The 16934-nt window shown below is 74.7% G+C and carries 13 protein-coding genes and 1 pseudogene; 3 read left to right on the forward strand and 11 right to left on the reverse strand.

Annotated elements, in window-relative coordinates:
• Positions 1-26: 26 nt before the first annotated feature.
• Positions 27-1322, reverse strand: coding sequence for an isocitrate lyase (gene aceA / locus ACW14Y_RS35465; RefSeq protein WP_456984795.1), 1296 nt, complete (start codon positions 1320-1322; stop codon positions 27-29).
• 413 nt (positions 1323-1735) lie between these two features.
• Here aceA and ACW14Y_RS35470 point away from each other — a divergent pair, with 413 nt between their 5' ends.
• Positions 1736-3160 carry a short-chain fatty acyl-CoA regulator family protein gene (locus ACW14Y_RS35470; RefSeq protein ID WP_380303378.1) on the forward strand — a complete coding sequence of 475 codons (1425 nt, stop codon included), beginning with the start codon at positions 1736-1738 and terminating at the stop codon, positions 3158-3160.
• A gap of 233 nt (positions 3161-3393) precedes the next feature.
• On the forward strand, positions 3394-3948 hold the full coding sequence (locus tag ACW14Y_RS35475) for a hypothetical protein (RefSeq protein WP_456988341.1): 555 nt from the start codon (positions 3394-3396) through the stop codon (positions 3946-3948).
• 7 nt (positions 3949-3955) lie between these two features.
• On the opposite strand, the gene ACW14Y_RS35480 is transcribed toward ACW14Y_RS35475, so the two are convergent.
• From ACW14Y_RS35480 to ACW14Y_RS35525, 10 genes and pseudogenes are all read right to left on the reverse strand, one after another.
• Complete coding sequence (locus tag ACW14Y_RS35480) at positions 3956-5599, reverse strand: amidohydrolase (RefSeq protein ID WP_456984796.1); 1644 nt, start codon at positions 5597-5599, stop codon at positions 3956-3958.
• Complete coding sequence (locus ACW14Y_RS35485) at positions 5599-6453, reverse strand: PaaX family transcriptional regulator (RefSeq protein WP_380303382.1); 855 nt, start codon at positions 6451-6453, stop codon at positions 5599-5601. The genes ACW14Y_RS35480 and ACW14Y_RS35485 overlap by 1 nt, the downstream gene beginning before the upstream one ends.
• Before the next feature lie 106 nt (positions 6454-6559).
• Complete coding sequence (locus tag ACW14Y_RS35490) at positions 6560-7321, reverse strand: maleate cis-trans isomerase family protein (RefSeq protein WP_340635584.1); 762 nt, start codon at positions 7319-7321, stop codon at positions 6560-6562.
• A 34-nt stretch (positions 7322-7355) separates the two neighbouring features.
• On the reverse strand, positions 7356-8261 hold the full coding sequence (locus tag ACW14Y_RS35495) for a fumarylacetoacetate hydrolase family protein (RefSeq protein ID WP_456984797.1): 906 nt from the start codon (positions 8259-8261) through the stop codon (positions 7356-7358).
• Between the two features lie 16 nt (positions 8262-8277).
• Positions 8278-9393 (reverse strand): cupin domain-containing protein, encoded by a 1116-nt coding sequence (locus tag ACW14Y_RS35500; RefSeq protein WP_456984798.1) that lies wholly within the window; start codon positions 9391-9393, stop codon positions 8278-8280.
• Positions 9390-10394 (reverse strand): carbon-nitrogen hydrolase family protein, encoded by a 1005-nt coding sequence (locus ACW14Y_RS35505; RefSeq protein ID WP_380303388.1) that lies wholly within the window; start codon positions 10392-10394, stop codon positions 9390-9392. Before ACW14Y_RS35505 ends, ACW14Y_RS35500 begins: the two co-directional genes overlap by 4 nt.
• Positions 10391-12853 (reverse strand): oxidoreductase, encoded by a 2463-nt coding sequence (locus ACW14Y_RS35510; RefSeq protein ID WP_456984799.1) that lies wholly within the window; start codon positions 12851-12853, stop codon positions 10391-10393. Before ACW14Y_RS35510 ends, ACW14Y_RS35505 begins: the two co-directional genes overlap by 4 nt.
• Positions 12850-13287: an acyl-CoA thioesterase gene (locus tag ACW14Y_RS35515; RefSeq protein ID WP_380303444.1), complete on the reverse strand. Its 438-nt coding sequence runs from the start codon at positions 13285-13287 to the stop codon at positions 12850-12852. The genes ACW14Y_RS35510 and ACW14Y_RS35515 overlap by 4 nt, the downstream gene beginning before the upstream one ends.
• A gap of 15 nt (positions 13288-13302) precedes the next feature.
• Positions 13303-14943, reverse strand: a pseudogene (locus ACW14Y_RS35520) (AMP-binding protein); the annotation flags it as partial.
• A gap of 183 nt (positions 14944-15126) precedes the next feature.
• Positions 15127-15855, reverse strand: coding sequence for an MBL fold metallo-hydrolase (locus ACW14Y_RS35525; protein WP_380303392.1), 729 nt, complete (start codon positions 15853-15855; stop codon positions 15127-15129).
• A gap of 104 nt (positions 15856-15959) precedes the next feature.
• Here ACW14Y_RS35525 and ACW14Y_RS35530 point away from each other — a divergent pair, with 104 nt between their 5' ends.
• Positions 15960-16916: a GlxA family transcriptional regulator gene (locus tag ACW14Y_RS35530; RefSeq protein ID WP_456984800.1), complete on the forward strand. Its 957-nt coding sequence runs from the start codon at positions 15960-15962 to the stop codon at positions 16914-16916.
• Positions 16917-16934 lie beyond the last annotated feature (18 nt).

Below are 16934 nucleotides of genomic sequence, written 5' to 3' on the forward strand. Positions count from 1 at the left end.
GGGACGGACCGGGGGAGTGCCCGGTCTCAGTGGAACTGCTCGGCCTCGGTGGAGCCGGTCAGGGCGAGCGTCTCCGCGTGGGGGTTGAGCGCGGTGCTCACCTGGTCGAAGTAGCCGGTGCCGACCTCGCGCTGGTGCTTGACGGCGGTGTAGCCGTCCGGCACGGCCGCGAACTCGGCCTCCTGGAGGTCGACATAGGCGGTCATGCCGTGCTCGGCGTAGCCGCGCGCCAGCTGGAACATCGAGTGGTTGAGCGCGTGGAAGCCGGCCAGCGTGATGAACTGGAACCGGTAGCCCATCGCCCCCAACTCCCTCTGGAACTTGGCGATCTGGTCGTCGTCCAGCGCGGCCTTCCAGTTGAAGGACGGCGAGCAGTTGTAGGCGAGCATCTTGTCCGGGTGCTCGGCCTTGATCGCCTCGGCGAACTCCCGGGCCTGGGCGAGGTCCGGGGTGCCGGTCTCCACCCAGATCAGGTCCGCGTACGGGGCGAAGGCGAGGCCGCGGGAAATCACCGGGGCCATGCCCGGCTCGACCCGGTAGAAGCCCTCGGCGGTGCGCTCGCCGGTGCAGAAGCGGGCGTCGCGCTCGTCCACGTCGGTGGTGAGCAGGTTGGCCGCCAGCGCGTCGGTGCGGGCGACGATCAGGGTCGGCACATCGGCGATGTCGGCCGCGAGCCGGGCGGAGTTGAGGGTGCGGATGTGCTGCGCGGTCGGGACGAGCACCTTGCCGCCGAGGTGGCCGCACTTCTTCTCCGAGGCCAACTGGTCCTCGTAGTGGATGCCCGCCGCACCGGCCGCGATCATGGCCTTGGTCAGCTCGAAGGCGTTCAGCGGGCCGCCGAAGCCGGCCTCCGCGTCGGCGACGATCGGCACCAGCCAGTCCGGGCCGCCGTCGGTGCCCTCGGCGGCGTCGATCTGGTCGGCGCGCAGCAGTGCGTTGTTGATCCGGCGCACCACCTGCGGGACCGAGTTGGCGGGGTAGAGGCTCTGGTCGGGGTAGGTCTGCCCGGCCTGGTTGGCGTCGGCCGCGACCTGCCAGCCGGACAGGTAGATCGCCCGCAGACCGGCCTTCACCATCTGGACGGCCTGGCCGCCGGTGAGCGCGCCGAGGGCGTGGACGTAGTCCTGCTCGTGCAGCTGCTGCCACAGGCGCTGGGCGCCGCGCCGGGCGAGGGTGTGCTCCTCGCGGACCGACCCGGCGAGCCGGACCACGTCCGCCGCCGTGTAGCTGCGCTCGATGCCCGCCCAGCGCGGGTCGGACGCCCACCGGGCGGCCAGTTCCGCCGCCTGCCGCTGCTGCTGCTGCCGTACCGACTGGGTCATGGTGATCCGCTCCCGGGCTCGTTGCTGTGTGCTGTGAAGGGCGTGCTGCGAAGGGACGTGCTGCGAAGAGATGTGCTGTGAAGGACGCGCTGCGAAGAGATGTGTTGCGAAGGATGTGATGCCCGCCACCAGGAGGGCGGGCGCGGCCGGGGTACCGGGCGGGCGGTGCGACACCGCGGGACGTGGATCCGCCGCGGACGGGTGCCAACACCCGACGTCCGTCCGGTGGTTGGCGCCGTCCGGGTTCGGGGCCCGGCCGCGGTACGACTCTGGCAGGCCGACGGGGGTGCCGTCACCGCTGGACGGGTGCCAAGTTCTGCGAAGCCGGAACGGCGAATCGGCGAAGGCTGCGAAGGCCGGGGCGGGCCCGAACGGTTAGGGTGGGCGCCCGTCGACCAGGGAGGCCGGGACACATGGGCAGGACCTTCGCCGGGGCGCGGCTGCGCCGGCTGCGCGAGGAGCGCGGCCTCAGCCAGGCCGCGCTCGCCCGGCTGCTCGACCTCTCGCCCAGCTACCTCAACCAGCTGGAGCACGACGCCCGCCCGCTGACCGTCCCGGTCCTGCTGCGGCTCACGGAGGCGTTCGGCGTGGAGGCCGGCTACTTCGCCCCGCCCGACACCGCCCGGCTCACCGCCGAACTGCGCGACTCCCTGGGCGAGGAGGTCGCCGCCGGGCGGATCACCGCCGGGGACCTCGCCGAACTGGCCCAGCGGCTGCCCGCCGTGGCCGCCCTGCTGCTCGACGTGGACCGCCGCCGCCGCACCGCCGCCGAGCAGCTCGCCGTCCTGGCCGAGGACCGGGGCCCGGCCGCGGGCCTGACCGAGGCCCGCAATCCGCACGAGCAGGTCCGCGAGTTCTTCTACCGGCGGGCCAACTACGTCGACGAACTCGACCGGGCGGCGGAGGAGTTGGCGGCGCGGATCGGGGTCCGCCGGGGCCGGGTGCGGACCGCGCTGACCGACCGGCTGGCCGAGGCGCACTCCGTCCGGGTGAGCACCGGGACGGGCGGGAAGGACGACCGGCTGCACCACTTCGACCCGGTCGGCCGCACCCTCCACCTCTCGCCCCGGCTGCGGCCGGGCCAGCAGGCCTTCCGGCTCGCCACCCAGCTCGGTTACCTCGAACACGACGCGCTGCTCGGCGAACTCGCCGCGCAGGACGGCCCGGAGGGTGCCCCGGCGCACGCGCTCACCCGGATCGGGCTGGCGAACTACTTCGCGGCCGCGCTGGTGCTGCCCTACCGGGTGTTCCACGGCGAGGCGGAGACGTCCCGCTACGACCTGGAGCACCTCGCCGACCACTTCTCGGTCGGCCACGAGACGGTGTGCCACCGGCTCAGCACCCTGCAGCGGCCGGGACTGCGCGGGGTGCCGTTCTCCTTCGTCCGGGTCGACCGGGCGGGCAACGTCTCCAAGCGGCAGTCCGCCACCGACTTCCACTTCTCCCGCACGGGCGGCACCTGCCCGCTGTGGAACGTCTACGAGACCTTCGCCGCCCCGGGCCGGGTGCACGTCCAGGTGGCCGCGATGCCGGACGGCCGCCGCTATCTGTGGACCGCCCGCGCCGTCACCCGTTCGCCCGGCGGCTGGGGGCGGCCCGGCAAGACCTTCGCCCTCGGCCTCGGCTGCGAACTGCGGCACGCCTCACGGCTGGTGTACTCGGCCGGTCTCGATCTCACCGACGAGGCCTCGGCCACGCCGATCGGCCTCGGCTGCAAGGTCTGCGAACGCGCCGCCTGCCCGCAGCGCTCCGCCCCGCCGATCGGCCGCCCGCTGGCCGTGGACGAGCACAGCAGCACCTTCGCGCCCTACCCGACCGGCGGCGGCGACGGCGGCTGACCGGTCGTCCGACACCGGCTGACCGGCTGACCGGCTGACCGGCTGACCGGTCGTCCGCCGCCGACACCGGCTGACCGGCTGACCGGCTGACCGGTCGTCCGCCGCAGACACCGGCTGACCGTGCGGCACGCGCCGTGCGGTCGTGTCCGGCCGGTCCGGGGCGGCCCGCCCGGTAGCCTGCCGGGGTGCACGGGTTCGGGGTGACGGAGTTCCAGTTGGTCCTGCTGCGCCGGATGGCGGACTTCCGACCGGAGTTGGTCGAGGACGCGGTCCGCGGGCTCGGGGAGACCCGGGCGGGGATGCGGGAGGCGAACAAGCGCTGGCAGGCGATGCTCAGGGCGCCGGGCTTCCCGGGCGGCGGACGGCGGTACACGGCCGTGCTCGGACCGCCCGAGGCGGTGGTCGAACGCCGCATCGGCGACCTCGCCTGCTCCGCCCGGCAGTGGGCGCTGCCGCTCTGGCCCGGGTTGCGGTTCGAGGTCCTGTCCGGTCCCGCAGGGGCGGGCGCGCCGGTGCTGAACGCCTGGCTGGTGCGGGCCGCGGACACCCCGCCGCCGGTGCTCCGCACGCTCGCCGACCTGCGGCCGTGGAGCTGCGTGGTGGCCGATCTGGGCGGGGCGTTCCCGCCCGCCGTGCCGCGCGAGGGCAGCGCGCCGAACCGCTTCCGGCTGGACTTCACCGCGCCGGACGCCGACGGTGGGACGCACGCCCTCACGGCGGACTTCACCTGGGGCCTGCTCCAGGAGGTGCGACCGCTCGACAACCCCGTTCGCACCGAACCAAACTGACGACAGCTCAGTGCCGGTGCACCGTGCGCCCGCCGACCACCGTGCGGTCGGGCAGCAGCTCCCGCAGCTCCTCGACCGGGCAGCTCAGCGGGTCGGTCGGCCACAGGGTCAGATCGGCGAACGCGCCGGGCCGCAGGGCGCCCCGGTCCGTGCTCTCCCCGGTCAGCCGGGCCGCCGCCGAGGTGTGCAGGGCGATCGCCTCGGACCGCCCGATCGCGTGCTCGGGCCCGACCACCCCGGCCACCGTGCGGCGGGTGGTCATGCCCCAGACGGACAGCATCGCGCCGTACGGGCCGACCGGGAAGTCCGAACCGGCGGCCAGCAGCGCGCCCTCGTCGAGCCATTCGCGCAGCGGGAACAGCGCGCGGGTGCGCTCCTCGCCCCAGGCCCGCTGCTGGGTGGGGGCGCCGTCGTGCAGCAGCGGGTGCTGCACGGTCACCGGGACGCGCAGGGCGACGGCCCGGGCCCGCTGTTCGGCCCGGGCGAGGCCGCCGTGCTCCACGACCAGGGTGCCGGCGGGCAGTCCGGGGCGGCGCGCGAGCACCTCCTCGAAGACGTCCAGCAGGGTGCGCAGGCCCCGGTCGCCCCAGGCGTGCACGCCGACCCGCAGTCCGCGCCCGACCACCCGGTCCACGGCGTCGGCCAGCTCCTTCGGTTCCCACAGCAGTCGGCCGTGGTAGCAGGGCTGCCCCTGGTAGGGCTCCTCCAGGGCGCCGGCCTCGAAGCCGCCGTCGATGCCGAACTTGACCCCCCAGACCGAGAGCCGGTCGTCCTCGTGACCGGCGGCCCGCCAGGCGTCGACGCGGTCCAGCAGGGCGTCCACCTCCTCGAGGGTGCGGACGGCGAAGCCGGAGACCAGCGCCCGGACCCGGACGGCGAGGGCGCCCTCGGCGCGGGCGGCGCGCAGCACGTCGAGGTCCTCGACCGGGACCAGGCAGTCGCGGACGGTGCCGATCCCGGTGGCGGCGTAGGCGGCGGAGGCGGCGCGCAGTCCGTCGATCCGCTCGGCGAGGCCGGGCCGGGGCAGGACGCGTTCGGCGAGCTCGATCGCCTTGTTGATCAGGCGGCCGGTGAGGCGGCCCTCGGCGTCGCGCTCGATCACGCCGCCGGTCGGCTCGGGGGTGGCGGCGGTGATGCCGGCGAGCCGCAGCGCGGCCGAGTTGAGCACCATGTTGTAGGCGCCGCGGCGGACCAGGACCGGGTGGCGGTCGGTGGCGGTGTCCAGCTCCTCGGTGGTGGGCATCCGCTGCTCGGCGAGGTTGAGCTCCTGCCAGTTGACGGTGGTGGTGATCCAGTCTCCGGCGGGGGTAGTGGCGGCACGTGCGCGGACCAGGGCGAGGAACCCGGCGAGGTCGGTGGCGCGGTGGACGGGCACGCCGTGCACGCTGTGTCCGGCCAGGATCAGATGGGTGTGGGTGTCGTCGAAGGCGGGCAGCACGGTCGCCCCGGGCGCGTCGACGACCTCGGTGGCGGGGCCGATCAGCCCGTCCAGGCCGTGCGGGTCGGCGGCCAGGGCGGTGATCCGGTCGCCGGTGACGGCGACGGCGCGCCGCGGCGGCTCGCCGGGGACGAGGGTGTGCACGGCGGCCGCGCGCACCAGCAGGTCGGCGGGGGGCCGAGGGGGCTGGGGCCGGTCGGGCTGCTGGGTCATCACGGCTCCTGGTGGTGGGCGGCGGTCACCAGCCCGGTGACCTCTTCGACGTGGCGCAGGCTCGGCCCGGCGAGCAGCGTGTGGAGCCCGGTGAAGACGGCCCGGGCGGCGACGGCGTTCCAGTCGGGCGGCAGCAGCGGGGCGGGCAGCCCGGGGTCCAGGTAGGGCAGCCGCCGCCACTGGGTGAGCATCGGGACGTAGTCGCGGAACGCCTCGGCCGGGTCGGGGCCGGGGTCGCTCCCGCGGGCGGCGAGCACGGGCCGCCAGGTGTCGGTGAACGCGGCGTACTGGCCCTCGATGGCGGGGAAGTCCCACCAGGCGGCGACGGCGGTGCGCAGATCGGTGAATCCGGCGTACTCGGCGGAGAGGAAGAGGTGGACGTACGCGTCCAGGCCGAGGCGTTCGAGCAGGCGCCGGGCGTCGGGCAGGACCCGGGCGGGCGCCAGCCAGACGCCGGGGGCGGCGTTGCCGAAGCCGAGCCAGCTGAGCCGGGAACGCAGGGTGTGGCGGTGGGCGCGTTCGGACTCGGGGACGGAGAAGACGGCCACCACCCAGCCGTCGGAGAGTTCGGCGGGCTCCAGGCTGCGGAAGATCCGGCGGTCCCCCTCCTCGAACACCGGGCCCATCGCGGGGGAGAGGCGGTAGCCGGTGCCGGACCCGTCGCCGCGCTCCTGGAGCAGGGTGCCGGCCTTCTTGAGACGGGAGATGGCCGAGCGGACGGCGGGTGCGTCGACGTCCAGCTCGGCCATCAGGGCGATCAGGTCGGCGATGGATATCCAGCCGCCGAGACGGCGGACGAACTCGCCGTAGACGGTGTGGATCAGCGAGCTCGGCCGGGGCGTGCTCTCGGTCATCCGGATCTCCTCCCGACGGCTCGTGGTGATCATAGCGGTGGCTCCCGGCGGGGGCGGTTCGGGCCGGGACAGGTTCGGGCCGGGACAGGTTCGGCCCGGGCCGGGTTCAGGACTCCGCGAACGCCCCGGAGAGCAGGTGGCCGGCGCCGGGGGCGAAGGCCGGCAGGCCGAGGGCGCGCAGCAGCTGGTGGGCGGTGCAGACGGCCGCCGAGACGACCGGTTTGCCGAGCCGCTGCTCGGCCTCCTCGATCGCCGACAGCGAGGGCATCTGCACACAGGCGGACAGCACCACCGCGTCGGCCCGGCTGTGCGCGAGGCCGGCCGCGATGTCCGGCAGCTTCGCCGGGTCGTGGGCGGCGACGTCGAGGTTGTCGGCGATCTCCAGGGCCGCGAAGTCCACCACCTCGATGCCCTCGTGGCCGAGGTAGTCGACCACGGTGCGGGCCAGCGGGCGCAGGTAGGGGGTGACGACGGCGACCTTGCGGGCGCCGAGCGTGTGCAGCCCGGTCACCAGCGCGCCGGCGCTGGTGACCACGGGCGCGGCGGCGCCGTTCTCGACGGTGCGCCGGTGCAGCCGCTGCTCGGCCTCCCGGTGGTAGCCGGGACCGGTGGCCATCACGGCGACCAGGCAGGCGTAGCCGAGCACATCGACCCGGGCGTCCGCGAGTTCGGCGGCGCACCGGTCGGACTCGGCGTCCATGGCGCGCAGTTGCTCGGGGGTGACCCGGGTCATCCGCATCCGGCTGGAGTGGAAGGTGAAGCGCTCGGGCGCGACCCGCTCGCGGGCCCGCAGCAGGGCGGGGACCTCGGTCTCCATGGTGACGTTGGAGCTCGGGACGATCTGGCCTATCCGGTAGCTGGTGGTCATCGGGGCGGGCTCCTCTGCGGGGGTGGGCGGCCGGTCAGCGGGCGTCGACCACGGGGTTGGCGAGGGTGCCGATGCCCTCGATGGTGGCCTCGACCAGGTCGCCGGGCCGGAGGAACTGCGGGGGCACCATCCCGGCGCCGACGCCGGACGGCGAGCCGGTGGCGATGACGTCGCCGGGTTCCAGGGTGACGCCGGAGGAGATGTCGGCGATCAGCCGGGCGATGCCGAACAGCATGTGGCGGGTGTTGGAGTCCTGCCGCAGTTCGCCGTTGACCCGCAGGGACAGGTCGAGCCGCTGCGGGTCGGGGATCTCGTCGGCGGTCACCACGACCGGGCCGAACGGCGCGTAGCTGTCCTGGCCCTTGGAGAAGAACCACTGGCCGGAGCGGCGCTGGTCGCGGGCGCTGATGTCGTTGACGATGCTGTAGCCGAAGACGTGCCGGAGGGCGTCGGTCTCGGTGACCCGGAAGGCGGGAGTGCCGATGACGACGGCGAGTTCGCACTCCCAGTCGAGCTGCTCGGTGAGCTCGGCGTTGTGCAGGATCGGCTGGCCGGGGCCGGTGACGGCGGTCGAGGGCTTGCTGAACAGCACCGGCCGGTCGGGCAGTTCGCGCTCGGTGTCGAGGGTGCGGTGCGACTCGGCGACGTGCTCGACGTAGTTGAGCCCGACGCCGACGATCTTGCCGGGCCGCAGCGGGGCGCGCAGCACCACCTCGGCGAGCGGGCGGACCAGGGGCCCCTCGCCCGTTGTGCCGGTGAGCAGTTCGCGGACGGCGGCCAGGGCCGGTGCGCCGGCCGCGACCAGGCCCAGCAGGTCGGGCGGCAGCCGGACACCGGAAACGGCGGCGAGGGCGGACAGGTCGGCGACCCGGTCCCCGGCGAGCAGGGCGCCGGGGCGGGGGGTGTCGTCGCCGGGGGTGCAGTAGGTCAACAGCCGCATGGGTGTGCGCTCCTGGTCACGGGGTGGTGGTGGGCTGGTGCCCGTCGTGCTCCGGGTAGGGCTCCTCGCGGTACAGGCCGAGCGAGTGCATCACCGGGAAGTCGTTGAAGGAGAACAGGCAGGCGTCCTCGCCGGGGTCGAGGTTCGCGTGCTCGTGCCAGGCCCAGGACGGCACCACGAAGATGTCGCCCTGCTGCCAGGTGAAGCGGTGCCCGGCGACCACCGAGACGCCCCGCCCCTTGGCGGCCGTGTAGACCACCGAACCGGTGTGCCGGTGGGCCCGGGTGGCCTGGCCGGGGCGAAGCAGCTGCAGATGGGCGCCCATGGTCGGCATCACCGAGCCACCGGTGACCGGGTTGGTGTACTCCATGATCACCCCGTCCCAGGGCGAGCCCTCGGTGGCGCGGGCGAGCCGGGTGAGCGCGTGGTAGCTGGGCTCCCAGGGCCAGCCGAGCAGCGGCGAGTACGGCCGGGTCCACTTCTCGACGCCGTACGGCAGCAGGTTGCCGCTGTAGCTGAGCAGCGAGGAGTTGGCCACCGTTCCGGGCCGCTGGTACAGCTCGGGGTGCACCTCGTAGAAGTTGGCGTCGAGCATGTTGACCAGCGGGATGTCCAGGCCGTCCTGCCAGATCACGGGGGCGTCCTCGGACTCGTTCCCGTGCTCGTGCCAGGCGCCGTTGGGGGTGATCGCGAAGTCCCGCGGGCCGACCTTGAGCTTCTGGCCGTCGACGATCGTCCAGGCGCCGGTGCCCTCGTGCACGAAGCGCAGCGCGGAGGCCTGGTGGCGGTGCGCGGTCATCGCCTCGCCGGGGCCCATGATCTGCAGGCCGGTGTACAGCAGGCCGACGGCGGCGCTGAGTTCGCGGCGGCCCGGGTTGACCAGCATGACCACCCGGCGGCCGGCGTCGTCGGCCCTGACCAGGGGCAGCGCCTTGCGGACCAGCGGGCGCAGGTCGGCGTAGCGCCAGAGCACCGGCACCGACTTCGGCTGCGGGTACCAGGGCTCGATCTCGTTCGCCACGGTCCACAGCGCGCCCGCGTCGACCTTGGCCAGCTCTTCGTAGTAGGCGGCGAGTTCGGCATTGTCGGCGACCCGGGCGCGGCCGATCCGGTCGTCGTCGTAGTCGGTCATTCCTCCTCCTTCGGGAGCGGTTCGGGAAAGGTCAGCGGCTGCAGCGGGCGGTTGTCGACGTGCAGCCGGAAGACGTCGAAGCGGTTGTAGTGGCCGACGATGTCGTGCATCTGCTTGGGCCGGACGCAGTCGCCGAGGTCGATCTCGGCGTACACGATCCCCTCCTCGTCCACCAGCGGCTCGGTCACCGCGCGTCCGTCGGGTCCGAAGATCCCGGACAACGCGCTGCGCGGGCGGGAGAGTTGCTTGCGGAGCTGCTGGTCCTCGCCGGCGATGGCGTCGACGATCTCCGGGGAGATCGTGGAGCAGGAGACCACGGTGAAGACCTTGCCCTCGAAGCAGTGGGCGGCGGCGCGCAGGGCGATCGCCTCCGCCATGTCGTAGTCCTCGGGGGCGACCGGCAGCGCGATGTAGCAGGCCGCGTGGACGAGTTCGCCCTGGGCCAGGAGGGTGAACCGGGCCAGCGGATTGGTGTTCTCGCCGCAGGCCAGCGCGCCGAGCGGGCCGACGGCGGTGTCGTGCACCCGCAGTGTGCTGCCGTCGCCCGGGGTCCAGGTCAGCTTCTCGGCCCAGGTGGGGACCAGTTTGCGGTGCACGCTCAGCAGTTCGCCGTCGGCGTCGATGACCAGCACGGTGTTGTACAGCACCCCGAGGCTGTGCCGGCCGCGCTCGTTGACGCCGATCACCAGTACCACGCCGGCCCGGCGGGCGGCGGCGCGCAGGGCGTCGACGTACGGGCCCGGCACGTCCACCGAGGCGCGGTAGAGGCGCTCGTACCAGGGGGAGCCCTGGACCGGGTTCATGGTCCAGTTCCAGTACGGGTAGCCGGGGACGAACACCTCGGGGAAGACCACCAGGGTGGCCCCGTGCTCGGCCGCCTCGTGGATCAGGGCGACCGCCTTGGCCACGGTGGCGGCGGGGTCCAGGAAGACGGGCGAGGCCTGTACGGCGGCCGCGGTGAAGCGCGGTCGCCGCAGCGCGGCGGCGATCGGCTCGGTCATCGTTCCTCCTCGGTGCGGGCGGTGCGGGCGGTGCGGGCGGTGCGGGCGGTGTCATCGGTGCCGTCGGCGGCGCCGGGCCGCCAGCGGCGGTGCACCGGCGGCTCGGGCTCGCGCACCAGCCGCAGCCTCGGTGCCACCCGGTCGGAGCCCGGCCCGGGCGGGCGCCGGCTGCCCGCCGCCCACGGCCCGGGCCAGCGCGCGCCAGGACCGGTGTACCCCTGCTCGGCGGCGGCATGCAGGGTCCACAACGGGTCGTGCAACTGGGCCCGGCCGACCGCGACCAGGTCGGCCCGCCCGGCCAGCAGCACCGAGTTGGCGTCGTCGTGCCCGGAGATCGCACCGACCGCGACGGTGGGCAGACCGGTGGCCGCGCGCACCAGCTCGGCGAACGGCGTCTGGTAGCCGCGCCCGTACGGCGGGCGCTGGTGTGCCACGACCTCACCGGTGGAGACGTCCACCGCGTCCGCCCCGCCGTCCCCGAGGGCCCGGCAGATCGCGACGGCCTCCGCCTCGCTGGTGCCTCCCGGCGCCCAGTCGCTCGCCGAGATCCGCACCAGCAGCGGCCGTCCGGCCGGCCAGACCGCGCGGACCGCCGCCAGCACCTCCAGCGGCAGCCGCAACCGCCGGTCGAGCGGGCCGCCGTAGCGGTCGGTGCGCCGGTTGGTGAGCGGCGACAGGAAGCCGGAGAGCAGGTGGCCGTGGCCGAACTGGAGCTCCAGCACCTCGAAGCCGATCCGGGCCGCGCGCTCGGCGGCGGCGGCGAAGTCCGCCACCACGGCGGCCAGTTCGATCTGGTTGGCCTCGTGCGGCCGAGGACTGTCGGCGTCCCAGGGCAGCGGTGAGGCGGCCAGCAGCGGCCAGCCGTCCGCGCCCAGGGGGCGGCCGATCCCGTCCGGTCCGGGCACCGAGGTGGCGGCCCGCCGCCCGGCGTGGGTGAGCTGGATCCCGAGCGGGGTGTCGCTCACCGCCCCGATGCCGGCGACGAGTTCGCGCCAGGCCGCCTCCTGTCGGTCGTTCCACAGTCCGGGGCAGTGGTCGGTGGCCCGGCCCTCCGGGGTGACCGCCGTCATCCCGGCGATCACCAGCCCGGCGCCGCCGAGCGCGTGGGCGGTCAGCTGGGCCCGGTCGAAGGCGCTGGGCAGCGCCTCGGGGGAGGTGAAGGTGGCCAGCGGCGGTACCACCACCCGGTTGCGCAGCTCCAGCGCGGCCAGCTTGAGCGGCCGGAACATGGGCGGCACCGCCGCCGCCCCGGCCGGATCGGCGCCGCCCGCGAACGCCGTCTCCACGGCCGCGACGAACCCGGGGTCGCGGGCCCGGAGGTTCCCGTAGGTGACCCGGCGGCTGCGGGTGAGCAGATTGAACGCGAACCGGTCGGCGTCCTGCCCGGTCCGCCGCTCGATCGTCTCGAACCACTCCAGACTGGCCTGCGCCGCCCGCTGGGTGGATTCCACCACCGGCCGCCGTTCCGCCTCGTAGGCCGCCAACGCCTGCTCCACGGTGGGCTGTTCGTCCAGGCTCGCGGCCAGGGCGAGGGCGTCCTCCAGGGCGAGCTTGGTGCCCGAGCCGATCGAGAAGTGCGCCGAGTGCGCGGCGTCGCCGAGCAGCACCACGTTCCGGTGCCGCCAGGTGGCGTTGCGCACCGTGGTGAAGCGGATCCAGCGGGAGGCGTTGGGGATCAGCCGGTGCCCCTCCAGGTGCGGCGCGAGCAGCTCCGCGCAGCGCCGCACGCTCTCCCCGTCGCTCTCGCCGCGCGCGAACTCCCGGTCGGCCAGGGCCTCGAAGCCGCCGCGGCGCCAGGCGTCCTCGGCGATCTCGACGATGAACGTCGACCGTTCGGCGCTGTACGGGTAGGCGTGCACCTGGAGCACCCCGAAGTCGAAGCGCTCGACGAGGAAGGTGAAGGCGTCGAAGACCTTGTCGGTGGCGAGCCACATGTAGCGGGCGTGCCGCTCGTCCAGCTCCGGCCGGAAGGTGGCGGTGTACGCCGCGCGGGTCGCCGAGTGGATGCCGTCGGCGGCGACCACCAGGTCGTACTCCTCGGCGAGTTGCCCGACCGGCGGCGCGGGTGTGCGGTAGCGGACGTCCACCGCCAGCTCGTCGCACCGCCGTTGCAGGATCGCGCGCAGCCGGTTGCGGTCCAGCGCCGCGAAGCCGTGCCCGCCGCTGGTGCGCACCTGCCCGGCGTACCGGACGTCGATGTCGCTCCAGCGCGCGAACTCGGCGCCCATCGCGGCGAACACGGCCGGGTCGGCCTGGGCGATTCCGTCCAGCGTCTCGTCGGAGAACACCACCCCGAAGCCGAACTCGTCCTCGCGGCCGTCCCGTTCGAAGACGGTGATCTCGCGCTCCGGTGCCAGCTGCCGGGCCAGCGCGGCGAAGTAGAGCCCGCCCGGACCGCCGCCGATCACCGCCACCCGGCGGGCGGCCCCACTCGTCGGGCCGGTCCCGTTCCCGGTCACCGGATCGCCTCCGGTTCCTGCCGTCCGGCCCCGGACAGCGCCCGGCGCACCGGCTCCGGCCAGGGCTCGGTGCCCTTGGCGTGCGGCGTGGCGTGCACCACCGACATCCGTCCGCCGGCGGCCGGGCCGTTCGGGCCGTGCACCTCGAAGGCGTAGTGCAGCGAGGAGCCGCCGATCCGCTCGACCCGCAGCTCGACCCGGACCAGGTCGCCGAACCACAGCCGTTCGCGGTAGTCGGCCTCGAAGTGCACCCGGGGGATCCGGCCGAACAGCCCGTCCAGGCCCAGTCGGCGCAGCAGCGTCGCCTCGGCGGCCTCGGCCCAGCGCTGTACGGCCGAGAAGTGGTAGTGCCCGGCGGCGTCGGTGTCCGACCACTCGACCCGCCGTTCGACGGTCACGCTGGCGGGCTGCGGACCGGCCGCCGCCGTCGTCACGGGCGTCGGCTCGGGCGCGGCCCGGCGGCGCAGCTCGGCCCGGGCCAGCTTCCCGGTCGCGGTGCGCGGCAGCGCGTCGACGAACTCGACCGCGCGCGGGTACTTGTAGGGCGCGATGGCCTGTTTGACGTGCTCCTGGAGCGCCCGGACGGTGTCGGGCCCGGCGGTGACGCCCGCGCGCAGCACCACATAGGCCTTGACCACGGTGCCGCGCCGCTCGTCCGGCGCGCCGACCACGGCGCAGTCGGCGACGTCGGGGTGGTCGGCGAGCACCTGCTCCACCTCGGGCCCGGCGATGTTGTAGCCGGAGGAGACGATCATGTCGTCGTTGCGCGCCCGGTACCAGAAGTACCCCTCCGGGTCGCGCACATAGGTGTCCCCGGTGAGGTTCCAGCCGCCGCGCACGTACTCGTGCTGGCGGTCGTCGCGCAGGTAGCGGCAGCCGGTGGGGCCCTTGACGGCGAGCCGTCCGGGCTGGCCGTCCGGCACCGGCCGGCCCTGCTCGTCCAGTATCGCGGCCCGGTAGCCGGGGACGGGACGGCCGGTCGAGCCGGGGCGGATGTCGTCGTCGGCGGCGGAGATGAACACGTGCAGCAGCTCGGTGGCCCCGATGCCGTCGATCAGCCGCTGCCCGGTGGCCTCGCGGAACGCCTCCCAGACGGCGGCCGGCAGGTGCTCGCCGGCCGAGACGCACCGCCGCACCCCGGCGAGCCGGTCGGCCAGCCCGGCGGCCAGGATCGCCCGGTAGGCCGTCGGCGCGGTGAACAGCACGTCGACCCCGTGCCGGTGGACGTGCTCGGCCAGTTGCTCGGGTGTGGCCTGCTCCAGCAGCAGGGTGGCCGCGCCGGCCCGCAGCGGGAAGACCACCAGGCCGCCGAGCCCGAAGGTGAAGGCGAGCGGCGGGGTGCCGGCGAAGAGGTCCTCGGCGGTGGGGCGCAGCAGGTGGCGCGAGAAGGTGTCGGCGTTGGCGAGCACGTCGCGGTGGAAGTGCAGGGTGGCCTTGGGCCGTCCGGTGGTGCCGGAGGTGAAGGCGATCAGCGCGACGTCGTCGGCGGCGGTCGGTACGGCGGTGAACGGTACGGCGGTGGCCGGGTCGCCGGTGGACGCGCCGGCCGTCGCGGCGCAGCGCGCGAGGAGGTCCTCGGGCCCGGTGCCGCCGTACGGCACCACGGTCAGCCCGGGTGTCGTGGCCTGCTCCAGCTCGGCGAGGAACCGGTGGTCGCAGAGGGCCAGTACCGGCGCCGCGACCTCGTGCAGGGCGGTCAGCTCGGCCGCCCGCAGTAACGGCATGGTGGTCACCACCACCCCGCCGGCCTTCAGCACCCCGAGCCAACAGGCCACCAGCCAGGGCGCGTTGGGCCCCCGTAGCAGGACCCTGTTGCCGGGCACCAGACCCAGCGGCCCGGTCAGCAGCCGGGCCACCGCGTCGGCGTGCCCGCGCAGTTCGCCGTACGACCACTCGCCGTCCGGCGTGACCAGGCAGCGCCGGTCCGGGCCGAACCGCTCGATCGTCGCGTCGAGCAGCTCGTGTGCGCAGTTCAATCGGTCCGGATAGGCCAACTCCGGTAGGTCGAAGAGGAATTCGGGCCACTCCTCGAAGGGTGGCAGGTTGTCGCGACAGAACGTGTCCACGTGCGCGGAGGGCGAGAGCTCCATGGGTGGGCCACCTCATCGGGCGAGCGGGAGTGAGGCAAGTATCGCGCTTCGGTGACGCCAGTCAAGAGAGCGATACATACATTCGGCCCAGTCCCTGTCCGCGGTCGGCCCGGTCCCCGCCCGGCCACGGCCGGCCCCGGCCCGGCTCCCGTCCGCCGTCGGGCGCCCACCGTGCGGCCCGCGCTACCGGGGGGTGGACCCGTCGCCGCGGAAGGGAGCGCCGTGACCGGGCACGATGAGGTCCGCGACGGCCAGCACCCGGAGCCGGGAGGCCCGCAGGAGCTCGCGGTCCGGAGCCACCGGGTCCTCCGCCGGACCGGCCGCGTGCCACCACAGGTCGCCGGCGAACGCGACCACGCCCTCCGCCGTCCCGGCCAGCAGCGTGATGTCCTCGGCGCTGTGCCCGGGCGTGCGGATCAGCCGCAGGGACGGGGTCAGCTCGTACCCCTCGGCGTCCCGGTTCGTCCACCGGTGGCCCCGGTACTCGACCCGGTGGTCGTGCACCCGGGCCCGGCCGAAGAGGCCCACGTTCATGGTGTTGTCGGGGTGGTGGTGGCTGAGCACCACATCGGTGATGTCCTCGGGGCCGAGTCCCAGCGCGGCCAGCGGGCCGAGGATGTCGTCCTGGCTCGCGACCATGCCCGGGTCGAAGACCACGTGCCGTCCGGCGTCCGTGACGTAGGAGACGGTGGCGGCCACCCCGGGTCCGGTGGAGCCCACGTAGCCGGTGGTCAGGACGTGGAAGGCGGCGCTGCGGCCGAGCGGGGCGTCCGCCGGCGGTGCGTCGGTCGGGGCAGCCTCGGTCAGCGGTGCGTCGGTCGGGGCAGCGTCCGTCGGCGGTGCGTCGGTCAGCGGTGCGTCGGTCGGGAGAGCGTCGGTCAGCGGAGCGTCGGCGATCGGTGCGTTCGTCATGCGTCGATCCTGTCGAAGGCCCGCGTCCCCGACGAGTGGCACAGATGCCAGCGATCGCAGGAAAGATGCCAGCCTCCCGCCGCCCGCTGTGCCACACTCCGCGGATGGCCCCCTTCACCACCGTCGCCGCCTACGTCCCGCCCGGTGCCGGCATGCTCGCCGTCGGCATCGTCGCCGAGGTCTTCGGCCCGCACGGGGCGGAACTGCCGGGCTTCGACTTCGCCCTCTGCGCCGACCGCCCCGGCAGCGTCGACACCGACCTCGGCGTGCCGCTGGCGGTCGCCCACGGCCTGGACCGGCTCGCCGCCGCCGACCTCGTGCTCGCCCTCCCCGGGGCCGGCTTCCGCACCCCGCCCCCGCCCGCCGTCCTGGACGCCCTGGTGGCGGCCCACGACCGCGGCGCCCTGGTCGCCGCCCACTGCGTCGGCACCTTCGCGCTCGCCGCCGCCGGCCTGCTCGACGGCCGCCGCGCCACCACCCACTGGCGCTTCGCCGGACTGCTGGCCCGCAGCCACCCGGGCGTCACCGTCGAACCCGAGGCGCTCTACCTGGACGACGGCCGGATCACCACCGGTGCGGGCGCCGCCGCGGGCTTCGACCTCTGCCTGCACCTGATCCGGCGCGAGCACGGCGCCGCCGTCGCCAACCACATCGCCCGGGACATGGTGCTGCCCTCCCACCGCGACGGCGGCCAGGCCCAGTACCTCGCCGCACCGGTGCCCGAGGACGGCGAGGACGAGCGACTGGCCGAACTGCTCGGCTGGGCCCGCGCCAACCTCCACCGGCCGCTGCCGGTCGCCGAACTCGCCCGCCGCGCCGTGATGAGCAAGCGCTCCTTCCTGCGCCGCTTCACCGCCGCCACCGGCACCACCCCGCACGCCTGGCTCGGCGAGCTGCGGCTGACCGCCGCCGAGGAACTCCTGGAGACCACCGACCTGCCGGTGGAGGAGATCGCCCGCCGGGTCGGCTACAGCGGCGCGGCGGTCCTGCGGGAGCGCTTCGTCCGCCGCCGCGGCGTCCCGCCCCGGGTCTACCGCCGCTCGTTCTCCCGGGTGACCTGATGATCTGGTGACCGGACG

The sequence above is a fragment of the Kitasatospora sp. cg17-2 genome, from assembly GCF_054031055.1.